This is a genomic window from Mycobacterium decipiens (assembly GCF_963853665.1).
Classification (GTDB): domain Bacteria; phylum Actinomycetota; class Actinomycetes; order Mycobacteriales; family Mycobacteriaceae; genus Mycobacterium; species Mycobacterium decipiens.
This window is the reverse complement of record NZ_OY970459.1, coordinates 3,300,121-3,325,989: the sequence shown is the minus strand read 5'-3', so window position 1 is coordinate 3,325,989 and position 25,869 is coordinate 3,300,121. Positions and strand designations below refer to the sequence as shown.

Genomic DNA, 25,869 nt, shown 5'->3' with positions numbered 1-25,869 from the left:
CAGCGCGGCGTCATCTGCCGCAAGCGGTTTCGACCTCGCCGAGCGTGAACTGCGTTCGCCTCGGCCGTACTGCGATAGCAGCGAGCCGGAATGCAGTAGTGCGCCACGCAAGACCCGCTTGTGGTTGGGAACGCATCCTGTGCGGCGTCGCTCAATGCTGCGTGGCTCGTGTCAAGACAGGTGTCAACAGGATCTTTCCGCTGGTTGCGGTGATGTTCTGCGGCTGAGGCGCCTGGGGAGGAGATGGGCGGTGACGTTGCGCGTGGTTGCGGAGGGTTTGGCGCCGGTGATTGCGGCGGTGGTGGCGCCGGGGGCGGATCCGGTGTCGGTGCAAAGCGCGGTGGGGTTTAGTGCGCTGGGCAGCGAGCGTGCGGCGATCGCGGCTGAAGGGGTTGAGGAGCTGGGTCGGTCGGGGGTGGGTGTGGCGGAGTCCGGTGTCAGTTATGCCGTTGGTGATGCCGTGGCGGTTGGCAGGCGCAGTGGAATCAGGCGATGGCGGATCTGATGCGGGCCTATCGGACGATGGCCGGCAGCCATGAGTCCAACAACATGGCCATGTTGGCCCGCGATTGTGCCGAAGCCGCCAAATGGGGTGCCTAGTCCGGTGACCGTGCGTTCAAGAGCGGCCCAAGGGATCGTCGTGGTTGGCGGGTCGGTGGGCGTGATGAACGTCGAGCCCGACGTTGTCGAGCTCACCGTCGATCACGCCCGCTTCATCGCGGAAACGTTAGGGGCTGGCAGCTTTCCGTCGGTGCTGGCGATCACGACGCCGCATCAAGATACCGCAGAACACAAGGCGTGGTCGGCGTGCCAGAGTGCGGAACTGACTCGGATGGGCGTGCTGTCTGCACGCGGTGTGGTCGAGCCGGCGGTTGCTGACTTGGTCCGGGTGGTGTGCTTTGCGGACCGGTGGCTCGATCTGCGCCACGTGGCTTGCGCCCCGGCCGCGGGTGCTTGGGAGCTGCTCCGCGGTGTCGTCGCGCGCTGTGACGATGTCAGTGCCGAGACCGTGGTCGCGCTTCGCCACGGGGAACTGATCACCTTGGCAGCACTGGACATTTGCGCCGCCGGGGCGCTGATTCCGGTCCTCGGTGTGGGGTTGGTGGACCGGTCGCCGGCGCGGTTCGACGAGGTGAGTCTGCCGACTGAAGTGGGGTCTCTGGCCGATGAGATGTTTCAGGCCGGGGCCTCGGTGGCGGAAGTTGCTCATTACTTGGATATTGCCGAATCGGCTCGATCGGTGGTGGAGTCGGTGTTCGGCGGCCCGCGCAGATGCGTCGAGATAGTCGTCGGTTGCCGCTGCGACGCAGACCTGTATGCCGCCGCGGAGGTCGACGTTAGCATCGTCGACACCACCGAGGGCCGCGTATTGGTGAGCACGTCACGTGCGTTGAACGGCGAGTGGATTTCGACGTTTCGCCCCGGAACACCGTCGGCGATAGCCGCTGCGATCGACCAATTGACCACTGACCTACCGGGCGGCCCGTGGTTTCCGGGCCCCGATCACAACCCGAGGTTGGTCACTCGATCCGCGCGAGACCTGGCGCGGCGTTCGGGCGCGGAGCTGTGAAAGGGCCGACCACAGGATGCGCTCCCGACTGGGAGCGGGTCTTGCTGGCCTGCTTCTGAATTTCGGCTTGCTGATATCGCAGCATCGGCCGGGGAATACGGTCGTGTTCAGCGGGGTCGAAGCTGATCGCGGCTGCTGACACCGAGCTTGCGCATTGCGCGATAGAGGTGTGATTCGACGGTGCGCACCGAGAGCACCAGGCGTTCGGCGATTTCGGCGTTCGACGCCCCGTTCGACGCCAGGGCAGTTATCTCGCGCTCACGGTCGGTGAGCTCGACCGGCGCGAGGTCGATGGCGTCGAGGATCGGAGACCGAGCGCCCTCACACTTGGCCCGCAGTTGTGCGCTTCGCGCCATCGCCCTGCGAGCCGAGTCACGCTTGTCCTCGCGCAACGCGATGACCCCAGCGTGTCCGGAGGCCTCCGCCGCCCAGAGCCAGGCGCCGATCTCTGCGAACGCGTCGGCGGCCGTCAGCAATCCCGCGGCGTCACCTGCGGCCAAAGCCCTGGCGTGCAGCGCGAAGGCACCGACGAGCGGTACACCCACGGTGGTTGCGATCGGGTCCAGTTGCGCCGCGACGGTCTTGGGTTCGACTCCGGCGCGCAGCGCCCAGTGGAGCAGGTGGGCCTGGTCGATCAGCATTCCCTCGTCGGCGGCCACGCCGTCCAGCAGGATACGGCAGGCCGCGCGCAGATCGCCCTCCGCGATGGCCAACGCGGCCCGGGCTTTGATGTCCTGGGGCGCCAAAAAACCCACTGGTGCCCCGGCGATGGATTCGCGATAGCCCGCCTCCGCCTCGCGCGCGGCACCGACGTCGCCGCGCATCGCGGCGCCGATGACCAGGCACACCCAGGCCAGTGTCGGTACCCGGCGCGACGGATCGGGCCGCGGCATGGCTGCGATCGCTTCGCGTGCGCGGCGCATCGCGGTCAGCGGCCGGCCGCGCGCCAACGCAAAGAGGCTAAGCGCGACCGCGATCTGGCCGTGGGACACGGGATCGTCAACGCGTGATAGGTGGTGGTCGGCATCGAGGAGCCACCGCTCGGTCTGCGTCCACTCATGGCCGGTCTCCAGACGCACCAACGTCCAGGCCCAGAATGTGTAGACGTCGGCGTCGTCGCGCAACGGGATGGTTCGATGGAGTCGCTGGGTCAGCTGCAGGGCCTCGGCCGACCTACCGACGTCGTGCAAGCTGCGTACGTACGCCGTCATCGTAAGGCGGCGGATGTCTGAAGCGAGGTAGTCGTTGTCGAGCACCTTTTCGGCTGCTTGGATGACCTGCGCGGGTCCCGCACCGCGGTTAGTCGCCAGGATCATCAGCCGAATCGAATCGACCCGATCGCGCCACTGTGCACCGCCGAACCACGCGTTGGCCCGGTCCAGCAGCCGCAGGGCTTGGTCTGTGTGACGCAGACAGCGATGCTGGACCCGAAGCGCCCGCTCCAGCAGGTAGTCGACCGCAAGGTCCTCGGTCGCCAGCTTGCCCTCCCAGTCGGCGAGGATCGCCTCCGCGTCGCCGAAACGGCGTCGAAGCTCGTGGGCGCGGGCCAGAATGAGCGATTTTTGCGCGCTGGGCGCGCCGGGTGTCCGGTGGATGAAGCGCTGCGCGAGATCGGGATCGCCGCAGGCATTGGCTTCGCGCGCCGCCGCGAGAAGTAGCGGCTCATCGGGCTTGGCGCCGGCATCCTCAAACCAGGTTGCCGCCCTGAGCGCGTCCCCGGGTCGGGAGAGTCCGCCAGCAAGTACGGCCTGCGCCAAATGCAGTCGAAGCTGCATGCCGCGCAGGGTCGGCGTCGCATCCCGCACCACTTCGCCATAGAGGGGGTGGGCAAGACGCACGTAGTGGCCACCGGTCACGGTTGTAGCCGGATCCACCACCGCCAGACCTTTGGCTTCCAGCGCGGACAGCTGTCCGGCACCGCCCCAACGAAGCACGGTGTCGAGCTTGAGCGGCTCGCCGAGCGCGAGCAGCCGAACGGTGTCGAGCTCGGCCTTGTCCAGCCCCTCGATGCTGCGCGAGATCAGATCCACCAGCGCGGTACTCGGCTCCGGGCGCGAGCGCAGCCGCCACAGCCCTCCCTCGGCCACGAGCGCTTCGCTGGCCAGCGCACCGTTGACCAACTCGCGTAGATACAAGACGTTGCCGTCACTGATGCCGTATGCCCACCGGCTCACGTCTGGTGCGACCTCGCCGGACAGGACCGCCTCGATCAGCGCGGCTGTTTGGTCGGCGCCAAGCTGTTGGAGCTCAAGACGCGGCGCCCCGAGGTCCTTCCACAGCGCCACAATCGAGTCTGGGCAGCGTTCGCCCGCGCGCACGGTGGCCACCACGAACGCTGTGCCGCTTACCGCAAGATGCAGCACCAGCGCCGCCGAAGCTGGGTCAAGAAGATGCGCGTCGTCGACGCCCAGGATGAGGCGTTGCGAACGCGCGCGCTCGCGCAGCGCCTCGGCGCATAGCTGAAACAGCTGGATCCGTTCCTGGGACGGGGGACTAGAAGGCACCAAGGCGGCGAGCGCACCGAACGGAACCGACGCGGCGGCCTGCGTGGCCTGGACCCACTCCGTAACGCGACGATCCGCGGCCGCGGCGGCAATCACCTCCCTCGCGAACCGAGTTTTGCCAACCCCCGTCGCGCCGCTGACGACCAAACCGGGACATCGCCTGTTGCGCCGAACGGCCGCCGCCCACTCGAGCTCATCCTCACGTCCCACCAACGGCCACGACATGTTAAGCGGAACCACACCGCCCGCCATGGGCCGATACTACCCACATTTCGCCCACGCCAGCGCGGATTCTGCCCATGACGACATCACCAACTTCGCTAATTGCCTTGCGCCGCAATGGAAATAGACCTGTCTCACCGACCTATTGGGCTTTCTTCCGATCCCGGCTGCCGCGCGCGGGCGGTAGAGAATCCGAGCTGAGTCGCCGACGTGTGCGATTCTTCAGCGAAACGCGATCGACGAGGCGGCTACGGTGTCAGACTTCCTTTGGCTATCCAATGCGGCCGGCGCGGGGTCGGTCGTACCGGCTGAGCAATCGAAGGCCGCCGCAAGAAGGGACCGACGTGATAAGTGCTGATCGTGCCCGCTCGCGCACCTTCGTCGTGACGGGTGCGGCGTCGGGCATCGGCCTGGCCACGGCCCGCCGCCTGCTGGACGAAGGCGGCACCGTCGTCGGCGCCGACCTGGCCTCGGCGCCGGACTTCGGCCCGCGGTTCACGTTCGTGACCGCCGACGTGACCGACGAAGCCGCGGTTGCCGCGGTCATGGACGCGGTGCCCGACCGGCTCGACGGTGTCGTCCATTCCGCCGGGGTTGCCGGCGGCGGCCCAGTCCATCTGCTCGGCCGGGCCGAATGGGACCGGGTCATCGCGATCAACCTCACCGGCACATTCCTGGTCGCCAAGGCGGCGCTGGCGAGGATGATCGAGCAATCCCGGATCGACGGCGAACGTGGCTCAATCGTGACCCTGGCCAGCATCGAGGGGCTTGAAGGCACCGCCGGCGGCAGTTCATACAACGCCGCCAAAGGTGGTGTGGTGCTGTTGACCAAAAACATTGCACTCGACTATGGGCCCAGCGGCATTCGGGCCAACGCGATCTGCCCGGGCTTCATCGCAACGCCGATGGCCGAGAGCGTCTTCGGCATGCCCGGGATGGCGGGTCCCCAGGCGTCGATCACCACTGAACATGCCCTACAGCGGTTGGGCCGGCCGGACGAGGTCGCGGCAATGGCGGCCTTCCTGTTGTCGGCGGACGCCTCCTTCGTCACCGGTCAGGCGATTGCCGTCGACGGCGGCTATACGGCTGGCCGCGATCACGGGGTGGTCCAGCTTTTTGGCTTTCCCCAGTGAAGTAGATAGGAAACAGCAATGACGTCGACAGCCGAAGTGAGTGGCCAAGTCGTTGCTTTGGCCAGGGGGATGCGCGGCCTGGTGCGGGCCGAGGCCGCCGAATCCGAGCGGATACGCACCCTCACCGACGCGATTGTCGATGAGATGTGGGCGAGCGGGCTGATGGCGGCGATCAGTCCGGTCGCAGCCGGCGGTGTTGAGCCGTCGTTTGCCGACATGATCGAGACCTGGATCGAAATGGCCTGGCAGGATGGTTCTTTCGGCTGGATCGGCATCGCTAACCTGCCGTCGAGGTTCGCGGCCGCGACGTATCTACCCGACGAGGGTTTTGCCGAGGTGTTCAGTGCTCATGACAACCAAGTCACCCTGGGCGGCCAGTTCTTTCCCAACGGACAGGGGAGCGCGGTCGACGGCGGTTACCGGTTGAGCGGATCGTGGAGTTTCGGCTCAGGCATCGGTCATTCGCAATACATCGCCGCCGGGTTCTTTCCGATGGACGATGGCCAGATGCGTTGGGTCAGCGAAGGCATCCCCGACATGCGGGTGGCCGTGGTGCCGCGGGAAGACATCGAATTCAACGACGGCTGGTATGTGCAGGGGCTCAAGGGAACTGGATCTTACGATTACAGCGCCGAGGATGTGTTCGTGCCGTTTCATCGGACATTTCCGCTGTTCACCCGCGTGCCGTACCGGGGTAGCTCGCCGGCTACTCGGATGGGCCTAATGCCAGTGACGGCCGCCGGTCACGCATCGTGGGCACTCGGGGTGTCCAAGAGCATGCTTGATGATGTCGCCGAGTTGGCCGCTACCAAGTACCGAATGAGCGATATGGCGTCATTGGCCAGTCGCCCGACCTTCCAGAAGGGGCTTGCGCACCACGTCGCGGCGTGGCGCGCCGCTCGTCTCTTGGTGCTTGATGCCTTTGCCGCCGCCGAGGCAGCCGTTGCCGGCGATGCAGACCTCACCCCGGCGTTGCGGGCGGACATGCGCGCGGCCGCCGTCTATGCCACCGATGTGGCCCGAAGCTGCGCCGAATGGGCCCATTTGGTTGCCGGGACCAGCTCGATCCGCGAGGGCAGCCGCCTCGAACGCGCGTTTCGAGACATGTACACCGGAACGCAGCATGCGTTCATCAGTGAGAAGGTTGCCATCGATTCGGCGCAGATCTGGCTCGGCCTCATCGAGGACCAATTCGGACTCTGAGGGTCACCCGACTTGGTTGGCTAGGGCGGCGGCCTCGACCAAAGCGATGGCGTCGTCGAGGGACACCGGCGACTCGTCGAGCAAGCGGTCGTGGATCATGTCCTCGGCGCTGGATCCACGCGCGGCCAACGGGTCGGACGGACGGAGTCGGTGGTTGATCACCAGGCGTGCGAGCAGCAGCCGGCGTGAGTCGGCTCCGGCCTCGCCGAAGTCGGTGCCTTCTGCGGCGAGCAGCACCGCGCTCGCTGCGTTGTAGAGACCGGTGGCTGCGGTTCTGCATTCCTGTTCGCATTGGGGGTCGGCGGCCACCTCGACTACGAACTCGATCGCTTTGTCGAGGTAGTACGCGAGTTCACCGCGGAAACCGGCCGGAATTCCGGGCTGGCGGTCCAGGATGCCATGCAAGGCAGCATCGAGGGCCTCATGCCCCTTGTCCTTCTGCACCGCCCGGGTAACGATATCGAGCGCATTAATGTTGCTGGTCCCTTCCCAGATCGTGCCGAGCTGGGCGTCGCGGACCAGGCGCGCATTCACGAATTCCTCGATGTACCCGTTGCCGCCCCGAACTTCCAGTGCCCCCGCGGCAACCTTGATGTTGTCCCGGCATGCGCGGAACTTCACCAGCCCCGTCAACAGCCGCAGGGTTGCATGGTCTTCGGTATCGCACAGGTGAGCGGCGTAGTTCACCATCGACAGCGCCTGCTCGGTGGGCACCATGATCTTGAGCAGCTGACGACGCAGCAGCGGCTTGTCGATCAGCCACTCGCGGAATGCAATTCGGCTGTGCGCAATGACCATCGCCTCGTTCAGACAGCGGCGCATCATCGCCGCCGCGCGTACGCCCTGGGAGAGACGGCAAAGATTGACCTGATCCATCATCTGCGCGAAGCCGCGGTCGACGTCGCCCACCAGGTACGCCGTCGCACCGTCTAGCAGGAGTTCACCGCTGGCCATCGACCGTGTCCCAAGCTTGTCCTTCAGCCGCACGATCCGGTAACTGTTGCGCCCGCCCTCCGGGAGCCAGCGGGGCATGGCGAACAGACCCAGTCCCTTGGTTCCGCTGCCGGCACCCACCGGCCGGGCCAGGATCATCACGATGTCGGCGTCGGTATGCGAGCAGAACCACTTGTCACCGTACAACTTCCACCGATCGAGTCCGTTCGCATCGAAGCCCTCGTGCTCGGCGATCGTTTCACTCGCGCCGACATCGGAGCCACCGGCCTTCTCGGTCATGAACTGGGCCCCCTTCCACATGGTGGACGGGTCCTGCGACAGCATGTGCGGAAGGACATGGCTCTTTAGCGCCGGGCTGCCGAATCTCTGGATGACATACGCGGAGGTATCGGTGGCACTGATCGGACAGGTCAGGCCGAACTCGGCCTGAGCGAACAGGTACTGCAGCGCGAACTTCACGCTCGGTGGCAGCGTGCCACCGAACCCCAGGACCCCGGCACGATGGCTGACCGCATGCATGCCGAAGTCTTCGTAGGCGATCTTCTCCATCTCCCGATAGGCGAGGTCGTACTCGATCCAGTCTTCGTCACGGCCGAATCGATCGCGCGGATGCAGCACCGGCGGATGGCGGTCCGCGATGCGGGCCAGGTCATCGAGCCTGCCGCCGGCCAGCTCGCCGAGTGCGTCGAAGTACGGCTCAAGGTGATCGAGCAGCTCAGGGGAGAGATAGCGGGCCAGCAGGGCTTGGAAGGCGCGGTCGGAGCGCCAGAAATTCATGCCCGTGGTGTCGTTGGCGATGTGTCCGACCGGAGCGGGCGCTTTCATCGGGCTAGTTTCGATCGTAGTCAAAGCGTCCTCCGCTCGGTATGCACAAGTTCTTCATCGTTCAATCTAGTCCTCTATTACGTGGTACAACCTTTCTTCGTAGAAGTCAACAAAAGTGCACATGCGTTAAGATCAGGGGGTGGCCCGGGTGGTGGGAACGCGAGCCAGATCGCAGACCGGTACCGACCTGCGCCGCGATCTGGTGCTCACCACCGCGGCGACCCTGTTCCGGCGTCGGGGGTTCACCGGGGTCGGAATCGACGACATCGGGGCGGCGGTCGGACTCAGCGGCCCCGCGGTCTACCACTACTTCCCGAGCAAGCAGGGTCTGCTCTCCGGGATCATCGACCGGCTCCTGACGGACCTCGAGTGGGCCGCCGATACCGAGGCGTTGGCGGATCCGCGGACAGGGCCGGTCGAGAGAACGATCGCCGCGGCCCTGGCCGCTCCAGACTGCCTCGCGGTGTGTCTCCGCCAGCTCGACTATCTCGACCTCGACATGCGGGCTCCGCTCGAGGCGAGGTGCCAGGCACTAGTTTCCGCCGTCAACAGCCATGGCGCACAAGACAATCGACGTCACCTGCGCGCCTATGCGATCGGCGGCGCAATGGTAAGCCTAGCCCTCGCGAAAAGCCCCGCCGAGTTGAACTTGCCGGCACTGGGCGTCGACATCTTCCGCAGTATCCTCGATGTCGGATTGCCACCACGGTCGACGATCGTGACTCCCCCCGCGCGAGCGGACCTTCGCGCGAGGGCGGCGCGAGCCTTCCGGCCAGAGGCGATCCTGGCCGAAGCGGCACGTCTGTTCCATCAGCGTGGCTTCAACGGCGTTTCACTAGCTGACATCGGCTCGGCAGCGGGCGTTACCGGCTCGGCTGTCAACCGGCGATTCGGTAGCAAAGAGAAACTCCTGGCAGCGGCGTTCTCGCGGCTTGGCGATCAGATTGGGGCCGTGATCTACCGTGCGCTGGCCAACGCGAGCGAACCTTCCGACGCCGTAGAGGACATGGTCTCGAGCTACGTCGCGGCTGCTGTCGGCAGTCGTGACCTGGTTTGCCTCAACATGTTTGAGACCCACAACTTGCCGCCGGAGGACCGGCAGGAGCGGCGCAAGCGACAGCGTGCCTACGCGGACGAGCTGGCTTTCGTATTGTCTGAAGCCGATCCGTCAATCCCGTCGGCGTCGGCCAAGGCTCGGGCGCGAGCCGCATATTCCGTTGTCAGCGAAGTTATCCACAACGACCGACTGGCGGCGTGCGAAGGTGTGACCGAAGACCTGACCGCGTTGACGTTGGCCGTTCTTGGACGTTGACGGCCGAGCCCAGGTTTGGACCCGCGCCGGCCGGGGCATCACTAGAGCGGCGTTCCATCGCGCACAGGAGGTGACGACGTGCCGAACCCGTCGATCAAGAACGAAAAGTTGTACCGGGACCTACGCAGGGAGGGCAACTCGGCGCAGAAGGCTGCCCGAATCTCCAACGCGGCTGCCGCGCGCGGTAAGTCCGCGGTCGGCCGGAAAGGCGGTAAGGCCGGGTCGTATGCCGACTGGACGGTGCCACAGCTGAAGAAGCGCGCCAAAGAGCTAGGTTTGTCTGGGTATTCGAGCCTGACGAAAGACCAGCTGATCACCAAACTGCGCCGTCACTGAATTCGGTCGCTACCGCAGGTCGAGTAGCGACCGGCTCATCCGCGATACGGCGTCGGTAAGAATGGCGCGGGAGGTCGCAAAGTTGATGCGCACGTGCCCGGCGCCGCCGGTCCCGAAGACGTGGCCAGAACTGAGCGCGACCCGGGCGTGGTCGAGGAACCAGCGGGCCGGCCCGGACAGATCGGAGACCACCGCCAGGTCGTTGGCCATCTCGTCGGTGGTCGCGTCGTCGAGGCCGAGTTCTCGGCAATCTAGCCACGCAAGGTAAGTGCCTTGTGGCCATTGGTATTTCACCCGGGGAAGATGCTCGTCGACCAGAGCGCCCAGTAACGTTCGGTTGCCGTCTAGACCCCGCAGCAGCGCATCGAGCCAGGTGCCACCGGTCTTGAATGCCGCGGTGTGCGCGATAACGCCTAGGTGGCTCGGGCCGTGGCCGACCTCCTCCGGCATCCGGGCAAGGTCGGTCGCCGCCTCGCGTCCGGCAATGGCCAGGGCCGCCTTGAGTCCGCACAGGTTCCACGCCTTGGAAGCCGACGTCAGCGCGAACGCGTTTTCCGCGCCGGGGACGCTCAGATAGGGAGTGAAATGTGCGCCGGGCAGAATGAGCGGAGCGTGAATCTCGTCGGAGACCACCCGGACATCGAACCGTCTGGCGCGTTCCGCGACGCCGCGCAGTTCGTTGGCGGTGTGCACCGACCCCGTTGGGTTGTGCGGATTACACAACAGGTAGGCGACCTTGCCGCCCGAGCCACGGGCACGCGAGAACGTTTCCTCCAGCGCGTCCAAATCGATCCGGCCGTCGCCGGAGAGCGGCGCCTCGACCACCCGTCGGCCGTCATGCGACACGAAGGCGTAGAACGGCGCGTATACCGGTGAGTTGACGACAACGGTGTCGCCACGATTGGTGACCAGCCGCAGCATCTCGACGATGCCCAGCATGACGTCGGGAACCACGGCCGTGCGGCTGACGTCCAGGTCGTGCCATTGCCAACGGTCGGAGGCGAATTCGCTGATTGCTTCGGCATACGCGGTTCCGTATGGATATCCGGTGTCGCCGTTGTCGACAGCTCGATGAAGGGCTTCGGCCACCGTCGGCGGAAGCTGCACATCCATCTCCGCGACCCATAGGGGCAAGACGTCAGCGGGGTGCGCACGCCACTTCATGCTGGTGCGCTGGCTGCGCAGTTGCTCGAGTGTCGGCTGTTCGAGTGGGTTTGGTGTCACTACGGCAGGTTAAGCCGCGGCCGGTTGGTCCTGACTCACCAGGTGAGCCTTCGCCCGCGGGCATCCACTATCGCTGCGCAAGCGACGATTGCTCGATGGGGAAGTCGAAGTATGTGTCGGGAAAGGGCTCCGGTTGGTAGGTGTAGTGCCACCACTCGTTTTCGTAGTTCACGAAGCCCTGTGATTGCAGAACCTCCATCAGAAACAGCCGATTCTTCAGTTGCTCACCCTGGATCCGCGGGTCGAGTGTGTGGGCGAGGGTGTCGAAGCAATCAAAGCCGGTTCCCATGTCGATGGAATCGTCGGGGAAGCGCGCCGAGGCGGGGGCGGTGCAATCAACCAGGGGCTCGCCCGGCACGTACGCCCGAGTCGGTACGGCCGGGAGCTTCACCAGGGTGAGATCCACGGTGCTGCCGCGACTGTGCCCCGAGCGATCGGCGATATACCCGTCGCGGAAGAGGGTGGACTTGTCGACGCGCGGGTAGAACTCGGCCTTCATCCGCGCATCGCTGCGATCCTCGGCCCAGGCGACGAAATCGTTGACCGCCCGCTGTGGACGGTAGCAGTCGTACACCTTCAGGGCGTAGCCGCGCTCCACCAGCCGCTCTTGCGCGCGTTTGAGTCCTTGCGCCGCCTCACGCGTGAGAATGCACACCGGCGCGAGGTACCCATCAACCGGGTCGCCGGTGAAGTTGTGCGGCGTGAAGTATCGGATGTCTTGCAAGATTGTCGGATCGACTTCCCGCAGGGCCACAAAATCCATCGGCGCAACGGATTCCGGCTGCCCCGAGGCCACACCGGCCCCAAGGGCGGAAACGAACGCGACTACGACGGCCAGGATGTGCAAGCGCACGGCCGACCGTGCCAGCGCAAGTTCGAATCGCCCGCGGATGGCTACGATCAAGCGTCGGTTACCCACGATTCAGCTGGTCCACCAGCACCGCACCGTCGGGTCGGTCCTCGAGTGTCTGAAGCGAGATGTCCTCGCCACCGGCGGTGAGCCGTACGATGTGCGCCAATTGCGCAGGAGCGTCGCATTGCAGATAGTGATCGGCGCTGGGTATGACCCAGTAACGGCTCCGGCCGGGCATGTCTCTGAGGTACGCCTGCCAGACATGGTTCGCGACGCGCAGTGGCGAGACGTTGTCGTGCAGTCCCCACACCAGCGTGGTGTTCACGCGAATCTTGGAAAGCGCTTTGAGCCAACTAGTTTCATCCGCGGCGCGTTCATGCAGATACTGAATGGTGTCTGGCAGCACACGGATTCCGTCGTTGTGCGCAAAGCACTTGGCCACCGCGGCGATCTCGGGATCCTCCATTGTGCGGCGCGGAATATAGGTGTTCGCTCCCAGGCCGGCCGCCAGCAGCTCCGGCGTTACGGAGGCGGCCGTGGCTCGTGCCGTTGCGGAGTTGAGAAGTGCGGTTTGAAATGCGGTGAGGTTGGCCAGCGGAAGGTAGATGTTGGCGTTGGTCACGAAAACGTCGACCGGCAGGGCCGGTGGATCGGCGGCGGCCAACATGCTCAGAGCGATCATGCCGACGCTGCTGCCGCGATCATGGGTAAGCATCCGGAATTCGGTCAGCTTCCACACCTGGGTGATCGCGTGCACCAGCAGACGCGCATCGTCGTACAACGAATAGACATACGGCGCGGGTGGTTTGTCGGACAATCCGTAGCCCGGGAAGTCCAGCAGGAAGATGTCGAACTCTGCGCCCAGTTCTCGCGCCAAGGCGAAGAAATCGATGCTTGACGTCGGGAAGCCGTGTACGCACACCAGCGGGGGTGCCCCCGGCGTGCCGCATCGCCGGCTGAAGACCGTGACTTCCGCGCCGTCGTTGGCGTCGGTGGACGACCGCCAGCGCAATTGCGTCCCGCCGCTCTGCCAATCCGTAAAGATGTCCAAGATGCCAGCCTCCCAGTCGGTTTAGTTCTCAGGGAAGTTCACGATCGCCAACAGAACGGGCAGTTCGTTGGTCCGCGGTTGCGGTGTCGGTAGCCGGTCCGGACCGAAGAACGATCCGCTGAGGTAGTTGTCGGCGTTCCAGATCGACTCTCGGCTGACCTGGCCCTGGTAGCTGAAGTTGTCCAGCACATAGGGCACGGCATCCGCCTCAACCAGCGAGGGACCGTTCATCAGTTGGAAGTGCAGGTGCGGGGCGTTGGAGTTGCCAGTGTTGCCCAGTTTCGCGATCTGCTGGCCTTTTTTGATCTTGTCGCCGGGCTTCACCAGCAATGACCCCTTGAGGAAGTGGGCGTACATGGCGTACAGACCGCCGCCGATGTCCAGGATGACGTGGTTACCGTCGACGTTCTGCACGGTCAGCTTCGCGGCGAGGGTGGGGTCGGACGCGGGCAGGATACCGGGCACGTTGGCTGCCAGATCATCCAGCGTCGCGGTAACGGTGCCGTCGGCCACGGCATACACCGGGGATCCATAGTCGACGTAGCTCTCGTTCCTGGTCCGGTCTCCGGTGTAGAACTGCCCCTGGTCGTTGGTGCGCATCCAATCGATCGCGAAACGCTGGCTGTTGTTGAGCTTCATGTTCGCCGGAAGGATTGCGTCGCGGTGCCCCCACCCCGGATCACAGCACCCGTTGAGTGCGACCCAGTTGTTGCCTCGCAGCGGTGGGCCGATGACGCGCGGCGTGTCGGCCGAGATGTCGAACGGAGCCCCCAGGGTATTGATCGGGCTGGGATCTTTGGCTGCCGGACCGGCCGCCCCGGTGCCATGCAAACGCAGCATCACCGCTTTCGGGAACTGTCCAAACGTGTCCAGCGAGAAATCGATGAGCAGCGACCGCGATGTTTGCGCAGGGATCGCGAAGTCGGGGGCGGGCCTGGCGGGTAGCAGCCGGAGCCGATTGCAGTTGCCGTAGTTGCAAGCGGGGTCGACCAATTGGTGGCCGTCGAACGAGGCAAGCACGTTCGTCGGGTTTCGGCCGTCGACCACGTCGACGGCGGTGAGACTGGCGGGCACCGACGTGGCGTTGGTGAGCTGCATGTCGAAGGCCAGGTGGTATTTGCCATCGGTGCCGGGGAACGGGAACGTTGCCTGGCTGATCGGCGCCACGGTCAGGGGGGTGAACGCGTCGGGAACGGTAACGCCCGCCATTGCGTCGTTTCTGGCCGGGACCGTACACGCGGCAACGACGAGCATTAACACGATGACAGTCAGGGCTTTGCAGAACTGACCGAGTCCTTGCCACCGCGATTGCCCGTCCGTCAATTTCGGTGTGCCTCCTCGTTCAGCGACGGGTGCAGGCTAGCATTCTGCCCGCTACCTTGGTGGAGGCGTGCCAGCTGGGGCTGAGGGCTGGCGCACCCAGGTGTTCTCGCCGTATCCGATCATCATCGCGCCAATTTTCTTCCCTCACAAGGAAATACGCACGACACCTGTCTGGTTCGGTCGTGCCCCTATCCTCCGGCGAGTGGGCGTGACATGACGGTGAGCTTTACCCCGTATCGGGGTCCCGCTCCTTGGCGTGCGGTCCCCGATAGCGGCATGCCGGGCAGCCCGGGCGTTCCGGCGGCCGCGGCGTCTTCGGGGGGCAACGTGATCAAGGGCGTGCCCTCGAACGCCCTGGCCGTGGCAACCACCGGTGCGTTCCAGGTGGCAGGCACGGACATTTGCCCGATCAGACCCGCGCCGCGCATGGTGGCTGAAACCTGGCGCTCAACGTCCGCGCCAGCGCCCGTCAACGCCTTGGCTATGGAGTCGATGGGGGCGACCAACTCCGGAGGGGCCTGGGGTGGGCCGGTCGGCGGACCCAGATAGGGCAAAACGCCGAAGCTTTGCTCCGCACCAATCGCCCCGGTAATCATCCCTTCGACCGTGCTGATCGCGCTCATGGTTGCAAAAATGGCGAACATGCCATCGAGGAGAGTGAAGTCTTCCCTGACAATCCAGTTCAAGATTGGCGTAGCGCCCAACTTGGTGGCGGCTTTGGTAGCGGCGACGCTTTGGACGGCCAGACCGGCAGGGTTAGTGTCCTGTTGCGGGGCGGTGAATGGTGTGAGTGTCTTTGCGGCCATCGAGGTGCCCGCATGGTAGTCGTACATTGCGGTAGCGTCCTTTTCCCACATTTGGGCGTAGGCGGATTCGGTGGCTGCGATGGCTGGGGAATTTTGGCCGAAATAGTTTGTTGGTATCAGCGATCGGAGCTGGGCGCGGTTGGCCGTGATCGCCGGCGGGGGAACCGTCATCGAGAGTGCCTGGTCAAATGCGGTGGCGGCCACGCTCGCTTGCGTTGCTGTCTGTTTTGTCTGTGCGGCGGTCTTGTTCAGCCATTCGATATATGGGGTGACGGCGGCGGATAACGCTTCCGATGACGGGCCCAGCCATTCAAAGCTGGTCAAATCCGAGAGCACTGAACCATAGGTCTCAGCAATTGACTGCAATTCTACTGATACCTCGTCCCAGGCGGCTGCGGCCCCCCGCAGTGACCCCGAGCCGGGGCCGCAATACATTCGCGCGGAGTTGATCTCCGGTGGCAACAGCGAAAAATCCATAAACATTGCTAAATGCCTTTCTAACGTGGGTGTGCGTTGCGACGTATTCCACTGGCACCATCGGCGGTGGGAATCTGCCTCAAGAGGTGTTGTCGAGGCGGCACCTCTTGGCCTTATCCTGCGACGAGTGGGCGTGACATGACGTTGAGCTTGAACCCGTACCGGGGCGCAACTCGGGGACGTTCCGTTCCCGACGAACGCATGCCGGGCGGTCCGGGCATCCCTATCGCTGCGGCTTCGTGAGCCGGCAACGTGGACAGCGGCGAGCCCTTGAGCGCCGTTGCTTTCCAGTTGGGGGGCACTGAGATTGACCCGATCGAATCGGCGCTGCCCAGGGTGGCTGAGACCGGGCGCTCGAGGCCCGCGTGAGCTCCGTTGAGCGCTTGGGCAATGGAGTTCAGTGGGGCGACCAACTCTAGCGGAGCCTGGGGTGGGCCCGTCGGCGGCCCCAGATTGGGCAAGATGCCCAGGCTTTTCTCCGCGCCAATCGCCCCGGTGACCATTCCGTTTACGGTGTCGGTTGCATAAATCAATTGAAAAAAGCCGAGCACCGCGTCCATGACGGTGAAACCCTCCTTGAAGATGACATTACTTGGGAGGGCATTTATAAGTTGGCCCAATAGTTTTAGGATATCTCCCAGCGTGACGAGAATGATGCCCACTTCGGGTGCTTCTGGCATCAACAACTCACCAACCTGTACTAGGGCATTCCCAATGTTAATGAAGAGATTGCCTAGCCATCTATCGCCGGCGAGGGTAGCGGCTTTGGTAACGGCGGCGGTTTGGGCGGCCAGACCGGCAGGGTTGGTGTCCTGTTGCGGGGGGGTAAATGGTGTGAGTGTCTTTGCCGCTGTCAAGGTGGTCGCATAGTCGAACATTGCGGTAGCGTCTTGCGCCCACATTTGGGCGTAGGCGGTTTCGGTGGCTGCGATTGCTGGAGTGTTTTGGCTGAAGAAGTTCGTTGCTATCAGATAGGCGAGTTGGGCGCGGTTGGCCGTGATCGCCGGCGGGGGAACCGTCATCGAGAGTGCCTGGTCAAATGCGGTGGCGGCCGCGCTCGCTTGCGTTGCTGTCTGTTTTGTCTGTGCGGCGGTTATGTTCAGCCATTCGATATATGGGGTGACGGCGGCGGATAACGCTTCCGATGACGGGCCTAGCCATTCAAAGCTGGTCAAATCCGAGAGCACTGAACTGTAGGTTTCAGCAGTTGACTGCAACTCTGCCGATACCTCGTCCCAGGCGGCTGCGGCCCCCCGCAGTGACCCCGAGCCGGGGCCGCAATACATTCGCGCGGAGTTGATCTCCGGTGGCAACAGCGAAAAATCCATGAACATTGCTAAATGCCTTTCTAACGTGGGTGTGCGTTGCGACGTGGGTGTGGCGATGTCGGCGGTCTCATCGCGTGTGGCCTGCGCAGCGACGACCGGCCAAAGGGAGAGCCGGCAAATATTTCAGGAACGTCAATATATCCGGGTGGTTGTCGTGTGAGAGACCGGCGGTGGGCGCCCGCTAACCCCGTGGCCGCTTGTATCGGCGCGCTTATACGCGTTAATGGCAGAGGTGTCAAATCTACTGGGATAGTCGTGGTTGGCAGTCGTTGCGTAGCAGTCATATTTTTGTCCGAGGACTTTCCACTCGCCAGGACGGACAACACCAGTTAAGGCCTGGTCACAACGCAATTTGCGGACAGCGCAACTTGCACGCTGGCCCGGGCGGTGCGGCGATGTAGCTCAGACCAAAGTACAAATCATGATGATCAGATTATTGGCAGAACCGCAACAATTCTCTGCATGTTTGCAGCTGGTTGACAGATGTCGGGTGCGTTGGCGGGTGCGGATGGCTTGCCAAGATCGGCGCGGAGCTAGCCCATGTCGATGACGCTACCCGCTGTACAGCAAACGCACAGTAGGTCCACAATAAAACATAGGGTATCTATTGATACTATTTCCGATTGCAACTGAAGGCATTGAAGTCGTTAGCGTTGCTCTAGAAGGGTGTAGCTATGCAGGTCAAGAAGGTGTTTGCTGGTTTGTTGTTGGCTGGTGCGCTCGGGATAGGTGGTGCTGGCGTGACTGCTGGCATAGCCAGCGCCGCGCCCCACAATTCGACACCGCCACCGCCACCGCCACGGCCACAGCCACAGCCACAGCCACAGGCGCCACCCCCGGCGCCTAGGCTTGGGCCGGTGCAAGCGCCCCCCAACAACAACCCACCGCCGTTGCAACTCCCGCCGCAAGCGCCACGCCCGCCGCAAGCGCCACGCCCGCCGCAGAACTGATAGCCAACGTACACAACGGCCGGTGCCAGCTCTCAACGGTATGGGCCCGTTGCAGCTGGGGCCCGTAACGTGTGCTAGCAGGGATGCGCAGGTTTGGTGAGTCGACTTGCGTTTTCCCCCATCGGCTTTCGGACTGATTAGTGGGGGTTGCCTCGACTTGGTTTGAGGCAACCCCCACTGCTTCATGTACGTCTGGGTTGAGTCCGTTTGGATGGCCGTGTGACGTCTGCGCCGGTCGTGGTCTTGCTCGATCCACTCGCCGAAAGCGATCTTGGCAACTGTCCTAGTCGGCCGTAGGCGTCTATCCGTATCGGCGGTCCTATCGCGTGTGGCATGCGTACTGACCGCTGGGGCCGGGAATCTAGCAAATATTTTGTGAGCGTCAATATATCCGGTTGGGTGTCGTGTGCGAGATCGACTTTGAGCGTCGGCTAACTCCGCGGCGGTCCGTATCGGCACTGATATACGTGTTAGTGGCAGACGTGTCAAATCTACTGGGATAGTCGTGGTTGGCAGTCGTTGCGTAGCAGCCAAATTTCTGCGCGACGACATTCCGCTCGCCAGAACGGGCCACGCCAGTTCGGGTCTGTGGCAGGGGAATTTGCGGATAGCGTAACTTGCATGCTGGGCCAGGCGATGTGCCGATTTTGCTCAGGCCAAAGTACGAATCATGATGAGCGGATCATTGGCCAATCCACGATCCTTCTCTGCGTGTTTGCAGCTGGTTGACAGATGTCGGGTGCGTTGGCGGGTGCGGATGGCTTGCCAAGATCGGCGCGGAGCTAGCGCGGGTATATGACTCTTCCCGCTGCACAGCAAAGACACAGCCGGTCCACAAAGAAACATAGGGTACCTATTGATACCGTTTTCGATTGCAACTGAAGTGCATTGAACTCGTTATCGTTGCTCTAGAAAGGTGTAGCTATGCAGGTCAAGAAGGTGTTTGCTGGTCTGTTGTTGGCTAGCGCGCTCGGGATAGGTGGTGCTGGCGTGGCTGCCGGAGTAGCCAGCGCTGCGCCGGGCAATGTGCCGGTACCGGCGGCGCCGGGTGTGCCATCGCCTGCACCGCCGCCGCCAATCCACGTGGGGCCGGCGCCTGCGCCGGCGGGACCGCCGCCTGCGCCGCGGCTGGGGCCGATGCCAGCGCCCCCCAACAACCCACCGCCGTTGCACCTGCCGGCTCCGGCGAACCCGCCAGCTCCACAGCCCCCGCAGCACGTGCAGATCCAGCCGCGCCCCAACAACCACTAGCACTAGGCCGGTGCACTGCTTCCACATGGAGCCGGCATCGAGCCTGGCCTAAGGCGCTTTGGGGGGACACGCACGGTCTTCTTCGTAAACTTACTTGCGTTTCCCCCCAAAGCTTTTCGGAGTGACAGCGGGTGTTGCCGCGGCTTGGCTTGAGGCAACACCCGCTGCTTCACGACGCGCACGGCGTCCCGTTAGCCGGCGGCTGACTATTCCGGGCCGCGGCCGATGGGACGGGTCGAATCCGAACTCCACTCGGACCATGACCCTGGGAATAGCGCCGCATCGTGGCCGATCGTTGCAAGTGCCGCGACGGTGACAGTTGCGCTGACACCCGAGCCGCAGTAAACACCTACGCGGCCGCCGGTATCGATGTGGTCGGACAGTAGTTGGCGAAGGGCGCCGGCTTTGAGGAACGTGCCGTCGTCGGCCAGGACAGCGCCGCTGGGAACGTTTTTCGCGCCGGGGATGTGACCGGCTACCGGATCGACGGGCTCGACATCTCCGCGGAAGCGTTCCGGTGCGCGGGCATCGAGCAGCGCCACACCGCCCGCGCCGGCTTGCGACGCGGTCAGGGTGGGTCGCGCTCCGCCATACAAATCATCGTGCAGCACAGTCACATTCCCGTACTGTGGGCTGACCGGTCCGGTCTCGATCCGCCCGCCGACTGACCGCCACGCGGACAACCCGCCGTCTAGAATGCGTACATTCGCAATCCCGGCCGCGGTCAATACCCACCACGCTCGCGCCGAACCGGCTCGATTCCAATCGTCATACACCACGACCGGTGCATCGTGGCGGATACCCCATCGGCGGGCGGCGGCCTGCAGGCCGGACCCCGATGGCAGCGGGTGGCGGCCGCGGCCGGCGATCGTGTGGTCGCTGAGTTCGTCCTCGAGTGAGACGTATACCGCTCCCGGTAGGTGACCCCGCAGGTGGGCCGCACGCCCATCGGGTTCATCAAGGCGCCAGCGCACGTCCAGGATCGACAGCGGGTCGCCCGCCTGGATCAGCCCGGTCAATTCGTCGGCGGTGATCAGGACCCGATCGCGTGCTTGCACCGGTTACCTCCGTCTCAATGGAATGGCATGTCGCACAACCAGTGTGGTCAGGGGCAGGTTACATGTACTCCGAACGGCAGCTCACGCATGCCGCTTTGGCCTGGGATCACCGCGTGGCCCGTCCCGGTCAGTGTGTAGCTCTTGCCCTGTCTGGTCGCTTCGACCTGGGTTGGGGACTCTACCGGCTGATAAGGCATCTGGTATTTGGTGTTTCCCGACTTGAGGGAAATGCTAAAGCCATTGACGTCTGGCGGGGTGGAGTCGGACAGGGACAGTGTTACCGAGGCCGAGTCGTCGCGTGCGCTGACCCGGGTGGTTTGAGTCCCCGACTCTGGCGGTGTCGCGGTCCGTACCGCCGGTGAGGTGCTGCATTCGACCGCGCCGGAAATTGTGTGCGTGTGTCCCTCCACCATGACGGTCGCGCGTGCGGGAGCTGAACTCGAACCCGGGGGAGAACCCGGTCCGCTCTTGGTGGAGCAGGCCGGCACGCTTGCCCCGAGCACCGTCACGCCGAGCGCGGCAGCGCAGACAGCGGTGGCGACGGTGCGGCGCGGATTGGTCATCCCGGCTCCCTCAATTCGCAGGCCAGGAGAAATATAGGCCGGATTGCCCCTCCGGTGTAAGCGAAATGCCGGCAACGGCCTGCCTTGGCCTGCCGGCGTGTGCGGGTTCGCTCGCTGCGCGCTCGGTGAGCTCCGGGGCCACGAAAGCGCCAGGATGACTGTTGCTACCAGGGCTTGGCGATGGAGCAGTCGTGGTCCTGCAGGATCTCGGCGGCAACGGGCTCGTCCTCGGTTCCCTCAGCCAAGAGCAGCAGGAATCGGTCCTGCGCGAGATGCGCAACCGCAACCGACGCGTTCTCCATCTTCTTGTGGTCTGCGGTTACCTTCAGGTAGATGTCCCCGAATAGATTCTTGGACTCGAGCGTCTTCGTGCTGACCGCCAAACCCTGAAACGTGTGACCACCAAGATCGCTGGGGAGCTGCTTCCAACCACTGTACTCGGACGCGTCAACCTGCTTAAGGACCGCCGAGGTCGTCGTTGACGAACACGATATGTGAATGTGCAGCTGATCCTGGGTGCGCGCGTTCTTGGGATTGATCGTCAGGACTACGTCCGATTCGGGCAGTGAGTTGTTCAGCCGCGAGGTAACCAGGAACCGGGCAGCCCACGCGTCGTAGAGGTAGTTGCGACGCGCCGGCTCCCGCAGGGCGGGGTCTTCGATTCCGGTGATGCGAGCAAGCGGGAGTAGCAGGAACTGGTACGGATCAAAATTCGCTTTGTACAAGGCCGTCCCGGAGTCTTCATCCACCAATGTGCAGGGGGCGTAGGCGCCAGTACGGCGATAGCCGAATTCGCAGCGGTCGTGCACGATTTTCCACAGTGCATCACGATCGGCTGTGGGGCGGTTCGGCGGCGCCGGCATGCTGGCGAAAATCAACGCCCCGGTAAGTGTTGCTAGCACCGCGCCTATCAAGACACGTCGACCTACTTGTCGGCGGCTCATCGCCACCTTGCGGCCGACAGTTCGTAGCGCCAACCAACGGGCGCCCAGCCCGGTTCGCGTCGTTCCTCCCATGGCACTATGTTCTACGCTATCGGCGCGGCGGCCGTGCATGCGCGGGGTGTCTTGCGGCAGCAGGTCTCCATCGCACCACCTTCGCGTACATGCCAAGAACGTTGTCCGCCAGCCTCAATCGCGCTTCGGTTGGTGTAATGAAACGCCGATTGGGGCTGTGAAAGCAATGGCGAAAACCTGACCCGTTACTGGCGGATTCAGCGGCAGCATCTAGTCCGGCTGTCGCTCCCCTGGCCTCGGCGGGAGTGACTTCACGCGGGAGTCTGCGGCGCACGGGTGTGGCGATCGACCGCTTTGCGATTTCGGTGCTCAGCGCGATAGATTCTAACGGTGATCGAATAATTTCGAACAAGGATCGAATCTTGCCGCCGATAGCATGGCGACAACGGGAAACTAGGTGGCGCGATGACCTCCACGATGCGCCGGGCATACGGCGAACTGGACCGCGCGCAGGTGTTGGCCGCCCTGCAAAATTTGGCACGGCGCGTCGGAGTGCAACAGGTGACGATGCGTGAGCTCGCAGCCGAGCTCGGCGCGGCCGTACCCTCGGTCTACTACCACGTCCCGGGAAAGCAAGCGGCCCTGGATCTGCTCGCCGAGTCGGTGCTGGCCCGCATTCCTGTACCCGAGGCCGGCCCGTGGGAAACCCGCCTCATCGAAATCTACTGTGCCGCACGTGAAGTGATTTTGGACGTACCCGGCATCGCCGGCATACTGCAGACCAACGGCGGCGGGGAACGTGCCCGCCGCCTGGATCGGCTTAGCCGCTCACTTCTGGCTGAAGCCGGTTTGGTGAAAGGCGTTGCCGCCGCAGCTCATACGGTGTTGTACACATATCTGCTTGGTTCGGTGACTTTGGAGGAGTCGCGCCGAGTTGCCGGCTCCCGTGGCAAACGTCAGGCTGCCGCACGTTATCGTGCCGGACTGGATGTGATCACCGCCGGTATCAAGGCAGCTGCACAACACCGATGAGCATTCCGAAGTTGGGGTCCATCCTCTCGTTGATCCCTGCGAACCAGGACAGCGCCGCCGACCGCGACGCGGCGACGGTGTTGAATCCGGACACTTTCCTCGTTGGCGCTCCCTTCGATGCGTTGGCCCGGCTACGGGTGAACTCGCCCGTGCATCCGGTGCAGCTGCCCGGATTGCCCAGGACGTGGCTGTTGACCCGGTACGCCGACGTGCGCCTGGTCAGCCACGACACCGAGACCTTTACCAGCAGCAAGGGCAACACCCTGGTCGAGGTCGAGGCGGGGTCGAACTCGGCGATGTTGCCCGGAATCGATCCGCCGCGTCACGTTCATTACCGAAAGTTGATCAACCAAGCGTTCACCGCCCGCAACGTGGCACAGCTGGAACCGCAGCTGCGCAAGGTCGCGCGCGACATCGTCGCCAACATCATCGCCAAGGGCGAGTTCGATGCGGTAGCAGACATTTCCGCGGAGATGTCACTGCAGGTGATTGCCGAGGTACTTGGGGTGCCGGTGGAAGACCGAATGGAGGTCTTCCGATGGAGCAACGCGATCGGAAGCCTGGGCATAGAGGACCCTGACTACGCTCCCACACCGCAGGCCGTCAGGCAGGCGGCGGCCGAAATGTTCGCCTACTGCGGCGAGTTGGTCGCGCATCGGCGCAAACATGGCCACACCGACGACATCTTGTCGGCGCTGCTGGCCGCGGAGGTCGACGGCGACCGGCTCAACCGTGACCAGCTCAACGAGTTCTTTCTGCTGCTTGCCATCGCCGGCAACGAAACCACCCGTAACACGGTCAGTCACGGCATCTTGGCGCTGTCCGAGCACCCGGAACAACAGGCCCTGCTGGCCCGAGATTCCGAAGCGGTCAAGCCGGCGGTGGCGGAACTGCTGCGCTGGGCGACACCGGTGATGCACTTCCGCCGCACCGTCACCCGTGATGTAGAGATCCGCGGGCAACTGATCCCGGCCGGCGACTGGGTGCTGCTGCATTACCTCTCAGCCAACCGCGACGACGAGGTGTTCGAGCGGCCCGACGAGTTCGACGTCACCCGCAGTTCGGCGGCCGGTCATGTTGCCTTCGGTGGCGGGGGAGTGCACTTCTGTCTCGGCGCTCAGCTGGCCCGCCTCGAGATGCGGGTGATGTTCGAAGAGTTGTACGCGCGCGTGCCCGGCCTGGCCGTCACTGGTCCGCCTGACCGGCTACGTTCCTCGTTCTTCCACGGGATCAAACGGTTGCCGTGCAGCATCGGTTCATTCGGTGTCGACGGGGTCGAGTAGTTGCACTTCCTCAAGGTCCATCTCCATCTGCAACTCGCGCAGCACGATGTCGTCGATGCGATTTTGGTTTCGCAGCGCCGTCACGGCCTGGCGCTGGTGTTCGAGTAGGCGAAGGCGCACCCGCCGGAGCAGATCGTTTCGCGCGGCCAGATCGTTGGGTGCCGAGGTGTCGCCGTCGGCCATGACGAGCGCGGCGTGTTCTTCGTACTCGTTGGTCAGGCGCTTCAGTAGCTCCGGGCCGACCCCGAGTTCGCTGGCGACGGTTGGCAGGGCCTGCAGCGCCGCTTCGGCGCTGCGGCCACGGGCCAGCGCCAGCTCGTCGGCATGGGCGACGTCTTCGGGCATCCGGGCCCACCGGACGACGGCCGGCAGCGAACTCCCTTGGACCAGCACGGTCACCAGAATGACGACCGAGACGACGAAAATGATCAGGTTGCGATCTGGGAATGGCGCGCCACTGTGCGTGGTCAGCGGGACCGCCAGCGCTGCGGCCAGCGACACGGCGCCGCGGAATCCCGCCCAGCTGGTGACGCAACGCTGACGGAAGTCGACGTGACGGGTGGGCTTCTTCATGCACCGATCGACCGCCCGCCCCAACACAGTGGTGATTTCTACCCAGGCGATCCGGGTCGCGATGACGACACCGGTGACGGCCAGCGCCAGCAATGTCGCGCGGCGAATGCCGCCGTTGGCGTCGGAGATATGTTCCACCGCACCCGGGATCTGGACTCCGACGAACACCCACAACGAGCCGTTGATCAGAAACGTGGCAATGTCCCAGAACGCGTACGCCTGGAGGCGGGAACGGGCCCGGATTACCTTCGGCCCAACGTAGGTGAGCACCAGCGCCGACACCAGGACCGCGACGACGCCGCTGCACTCCAACGTCTGGGCGAGCAGAAACGCCGCGAACGGCGTCAGCAGGCTCAGTGCCCCCTCCTCGAGTGGTGCGTCGATCCTGCGGCGGAGCAGGGTCACCAACCCGCCGACCACTAGGCCCGCGGCGATACCGCCGAGGTAGGAGCCGACGAACCGGCCGGTCAGGGCGACCGGGCTGATCTCCGCGCCGCCGACCGCGACGGAGACGGTCACCGCGAACAGCACCAGCGCGGTCCCGTCGTTGATCAGGCTCTCGCCCCGCAGCACGGTGAGCGCCCGGCGCGGCAACCGTTTGGCCAACCCGGCCACCGCGGCAGCATCGGTGGGAGAAAGCACGGCACCCAGGACGGCCGCCGCGTGTGACTCCATGCCGAGCGCTCGTGCCGTCCACGACACCGCGACTGCCGTGGCAATCACCAGACCGACGCTGAACATGACGATGATGCGCAGGTTCCAGCGGATCTCGCGAAAACTGGTGTTCATGCTTTCCCAGTAGAGGATCGCGGGCAGGAACAGCAGCAGCACGATCTCGCCATCGATCTGAACGTCACCGAACCGGGGGATCAGACCGAGCAGGGCGCCAAGCGCGACGAGCAACACCGGGGGACCCACGCGATAGCGGTGGCCCAGGACCGTCCCCACGACCACGGTGGCAACCAGCGCAACGATAACGACGAGCCCAAACACCAGCCCATCCTCCCGTACGTCGGGTCAGGTCGCGGCCAGCGGGTTTCGCAACGCGACGGGTTCTTGCTGGCCGGGTGCCTCGGTGAAGG

The 25,869-nt window shown here is 64.2% G+C and carries 21 protein-coding genes and 1 pseudogene; 10 read left to right on the top strand and 12 right to left on the bottom strand.

Features of this window, described 5'->3' with window-relative positions; all coding sequences use genetic code 11:
- Positions 1-217: 217 nt before the first annotated feature.
- The 3 genes and pseudogenes from AADZ55_RS14620 (at position 218) to AADZ55_RS14610 (ending at position 1,570) form a co-directional block, all read left to right on the top strand.
- The gene (locus tag AADZ55_RS14620) at positions 218-505 is read left to right on the top strand and encodes a PE family protein (protein WP_423202400.1); all 288 of its coding nucleotides are present in this window, start codon (positions 218-220) and stop codon (positions 503-505) included.
- Positions 466-600 (top strand): annotated as a pseudogene (locus tag AADZ55_RS14615) (WXG100 family type VII secretion target); the annotation flags it as partial. The gene AADZ55_RS14620 and the pseudogene AADZ55_RS14615, both read left to right, overlap by 40 nt.
- 64 nt (positions 601-664) lie before the next feature.
- On the top strand, positions 665-1,570 hold the full coding sequence (locus AADZ55_RS14610) for an ESX secretion-associated protein EspG (RefSeq protein WP_341286313.1): 906 nt from the start codon (positions 665-667) through the stop codon (positions 1,568-1,570).
- A gap of 107 nt (positions 1,571-1,677) precedes the next feature.
- Here the strand turns inward: AADZ55_RS14610 and AADZ55_RS14605 are convergent, their stop codons facing one another.
- A complete protein-coding gene (locus AADZ55_RS14605) occupies positions 1,678-4,326 on the bottom strand; it encodes a helix-turn-helix transcriptional regulator (RefSeq protein WP_085327209.1) in 2,649 nt (882 codons plus the stop codon).
- A gap of 314 nt (positions 4,327-4,640) precedes the next feature.
- Between AADZ55_RS14605 and AADZ55_RS14600 the strand changes: the two genes are divergently transcribed.
- Entirely contained in the window at positions 4,641-5,429 is a 789-nt protein-coding gene (locus AADZ55_RS14600; protein WP_242670355.1) for an SDR family NAD(P)-dependent oxidoreductase, read from the top strand.
- Between the two features lie 18 nt (positions 5,430-5,447).
- Complete coding sequence (locus AADZ55_RS14595) at positions 5,448-6,632, top strand: acyl-CoA dehydrogenase family protein (protein ID WP_085327211.1); 1,185 nt, start codon at positions 5,448-5,450, stop codon at positions 6,630-6,632.
- A gap of 3 nt (positions 6,633-6,635) precedes the next feature.
- On the opposite strand, the gene AADZ55_RS14590 is transcribed toward AADZ55_RS14595, so the two are convergent.
- Entirely contained in the window at positions 6,636-8,411 is a 1,776-nt protein-coding gene (locus tag AADZ55_RS14590; RefSeq protein ID WP_085327212.1) for an acyl-CoA dehydrogenase family protein, read from the bottom strand.
- A gap of 139 nt (positions 8,412-8,550) precedes the next feature.
- On the opposite strand from AADZ55_RS14590, the gene AADZ55_RS14585 reads away from it, so the two are divergent.
- Positions 8,551-9,723, top strand: coding sequence for a TetR/AcrR family transcriptional regulator (locus tag AADZ55_RS14585; protein ID WP_085327213.1), 1,173 nt, complete (start codon positions 8,551-8,553; stop codon positions 9,721-9,723).
- Positions 9,724-9,801: 78 nt separating this feature from the next.
- Positions 9,802-10,059 (top strand): DUF7218 family protein, encoded by a 258-nt coding sequence (locus AADZ55_RS14580; RefSeq protein WP_085327214.1) that lies wholly within the window; start codon positions 9,802-9,804, stop codon positions 10,057-10,059.
- A 9-nt stretch (positions 10,060-10,068) separates the two neighbouring features.
- On the opposite strand, the gene AADZ55_RS14575 is transcribed toward AADZ55_RS14580, so the two are convergent.
- From AADZ55_RS14575 to AADZ55_RS14550, 6 genes are all read right to left on the bottom strand, one after another.
- Complete coding sequence (locus AADZ55_RS14575; RefSeq protein WP_085327215.1) at positions 10,069-11,283, bottom strand: MalY/PatB family protein; 1,215 nt, start codon at positions 11,281-11,283, stop codon at positions 10,069-10,071.
- Positions 11,284-11,350: 67 nt separating this feature from the next.
- A complete protein-coding gene (locus AADZ55_RS14570) occupies positions 11,351-12,046 on the bottom strand; it encodes a M15 family metallopeptidase (protein WP_085327234.1) in 696 nt (231 codons plus the stop codon).
- A 148-nt stretch (positions 12,047-12,194) separates the two neighbouring features.
- Positions 12,195-13,187, bottom strand: a complete 993-nt coding sequence (locus AADZ55_RS14565) for an alpha/beta fold hydrolase (RefSeq protein WP_085327216.1) — start codon at positions 13,185-13,187, stop codon at positions 12,195-12,197.
- A 21-nt stretch (positions 13,188-13,208) separates the two neighbouring features.
- Positions 13,209-14,510 (bottom strand): M23 family metallopeptidase, encoded by a 1,302-nt coding sequence (locus AADZ55_RS14560; protein WP_278248631.1) that lies wholly within the window; start codon positions 14,508-14,510, stop codon positions 13,209-13,211.
- Between the two features lie 188 nt (positions 14,511-14,698).
- Entirely contained in the window at positions 14,699-15,799 is a 1,101-nt protein-coding gene (locus AADZ55_RS14555; protein WP_085327218.1) for a PPE family protein, read from the bottom strand.
- A 107-nt stretch (positions 15,800-15,906) separates the two neighbouring features.
- The gene (locus AADZ55_RS14550) at positions 15,907-17,121 is read right to left on the bottom strand and encodes a PPE family protein (RefSeq protein ID WP_085327235.1); all 1,215 of its coding nucleotides are present in this window, start codon (positions 17,119-17,121) and stop codon (positions 15,907-15,909) included.
- A 1,874-nt stretch (positions 17,122-18,995) separates the two neighbouring features.
- On the opposite strand from AADZ55_RS14550, the gene AADZ55_RS14545 reads away from it, so the two are divergent.
- On the top strand, positions 18,996-19,322 hold the full coding sequence (locus AADZ55_RS14545; protein ID WP_133056459.1) for a hypothetical protein: 327 nt from the start codon (positions 18,996-18,998) through the stop codon (positions 19,320-19,322).
- A gap of 206 nt (positions 19,323-19,528) precedes the next feature.
- Here AADZ55_RS14545 and AADZ55_RS14540 read toward each other — a convergent pair whose 3' ends face one another.
- From AADZ55_RS14540 to AADZ55_RS14530, 3 genes are all read right to left on the bottom strand, one after another.
- The gene (locus AADZ55_RS14540) at positions 19,529-20,380 is read right to left on the bottom strand and encodes a sulfurtransferase (protein WP_085327219.1); all 852 of its coding nucleotides are present in this window, start codon (positions 20,378-20,380) and stop codon (positions 19,529-19,531) included.
- Positions 20,381-20,427: 47 nt separating this feature from the next.
- Complete coding sequence (locus AADZ55_RS14535) at positions 20,428-20,943, bottom strand: lipoprotein LpqH (protein ID WP_085327220.1); 516 nt, start codon at positions 20,941-20,943, stop codon at positions 20,428-20,430.
- 164 nt (positions 20,944-21,107) lie between these two features.
- Positions 21,108-21,893, bottom strand: coding sequence for a CDP-diacylglycerol diphosphatase (locus AADZ55_RS14530; protein ID WP_119185087.1), 786 nt, complete (start codon positions 21,891-21,893; stop codon positions 21,108-21,110).
- A gap of 471 nt (positions 21,894-22,364) precedes the next feature.
- Here AADZ55_RS14530 and AADZ55_RS14525 point away from each other — a divergent pair, with 471 nt between their 5' ends.
- Positions 22,365-22,931: a TetR/AcrR family transcriptional regulator gene (locus tag AADZ55_RS14525; RefSeq protein WP_085327221.1), complete on the top strand. Its 567-nt coding sequence runs from the start codon at positions 22,365-22,367 to the stop codon at positions 22,929-22,931.
- A complete protein-coding gene (locus AADZ55_RS14520) occupies positions 22,928-24,214 on the top strand; it encodes a cytochrome P450 (protein WP_085327222.1) in 1,287 nt (428 codons plus the stop codon). The genes AADZ55_RS14525 and AADZ55_RS14520 overlap by 4 nt, the downstream gene beginning before the upstream one ends.
- On the opposite strand, the gene AADZ55_RS14515 is transcribed toward AADZ55_RS14520, so the two are convergent.
- The gene (locus AADZ55_RS14515; RefSeq protein WP_085327223.1) at positions 24,188-25,780 is read right to left on the bottom strand and encodes a Na+/H+ antiporter; all 1,593 of its coding nucleotides are present in this window, start codon (positions 25,778-25,780) and stop codon (positions 24,188-24,190) included. The genes AADZ55_RS14520 and AADZ55_RS14515 overlap by 27 nt on opposite strands.
- Between the last annotated feature and the right edge of the window lie 89 nt (positions 25,781-25,869).

What these genes read in the sequence shown, in the direction of transcription:
- AADZ55_RS14595 (WP_085327211.1), top strand. Translation starts at nt 5,448, where the DNA reads ATGACGTCGACAGCCGAAGTGAGTGGCCAAGTCGTTGCTTTGGCCAGG.
- AADZ55_RS14555 (WP_085327218.1), bottom strand. Translation starts at nt 15,799, where the DNA reads ATGTTTATGGATTTTTCGCTGTTGCCACCGGAGATCAACTCCGCGCGA.
- AADZ55_RS14590 (WP_085327212.1), bottom strand. Translation starts at nt 8,411, where the DNA reads ATGAAAGCGCCCGCTCCGGTCGGACACATCGCCAACGACACCACGGGC.
- AADZ55_RS14545 (WP_133056459.1), top strand. Translation starts at nt 18,996, where the DNA reads ATGCAGGTCAAGAAGGTGTTTGCTGGTCTGTTGTTGGCTAGCGCGCTC.
- AADZ55_RS14570 (WP_085327234.1), bottom strand. Translation starts at nt 12,046, where the DNA reads ATGGATTTTGTGGCCCTGCGGGAAGTCGATCCGACAATCTTGCAAGAC.
- AADZ55_RS14525 (WP_085327221.1), top strand. Translation starts at nt 22,365, where the DNA reads ATGACCTCCACGATGCGCCGGGCATACGGCGAACTGGACCGCGCGCAG.
- AADZ55_RS14610 (WP_341286313.1), top strand. Translation starts at nt 665, where the DNA reads ATGAACGTCGAGCCCGACGTTGTCGAGCTCACCGTCGATCACGCCCGC.
- AADZ55_RS14550 (WP_085327235.1), bottom strand. Translation starts at nt 17,121, where the DNA reads ATGGATTTTTCGCTGTTGCCACCGGAGATCAACTCCGCGCGAATGTAT.
- AADZ55_RS14535 (WP_085327220.1), bottom strand. Translation starts at nt 20,943, where the DNA reads ATGACCAATCCGCGCCGCACCGTCGCCACCGCTGTCTGCGCTGCCGCG.
- AADZ55_RS14520 (WP_085327222.1), top strand. Translation starts at nt 22,928, where the DNA reads ATGAGCATTCCGAAGTTGGGGTCCATCCTCTCGTTGATCCCTGCGAAC.
- AADZ55_RS14605 (WP_085327209.1), bottom strand. Translation starts at nt 4,326, where the DNA reads ATGGCGGGCGGTGTGGTTCCGCTTAACATGTCGTGGCCGTTGGTGGGA.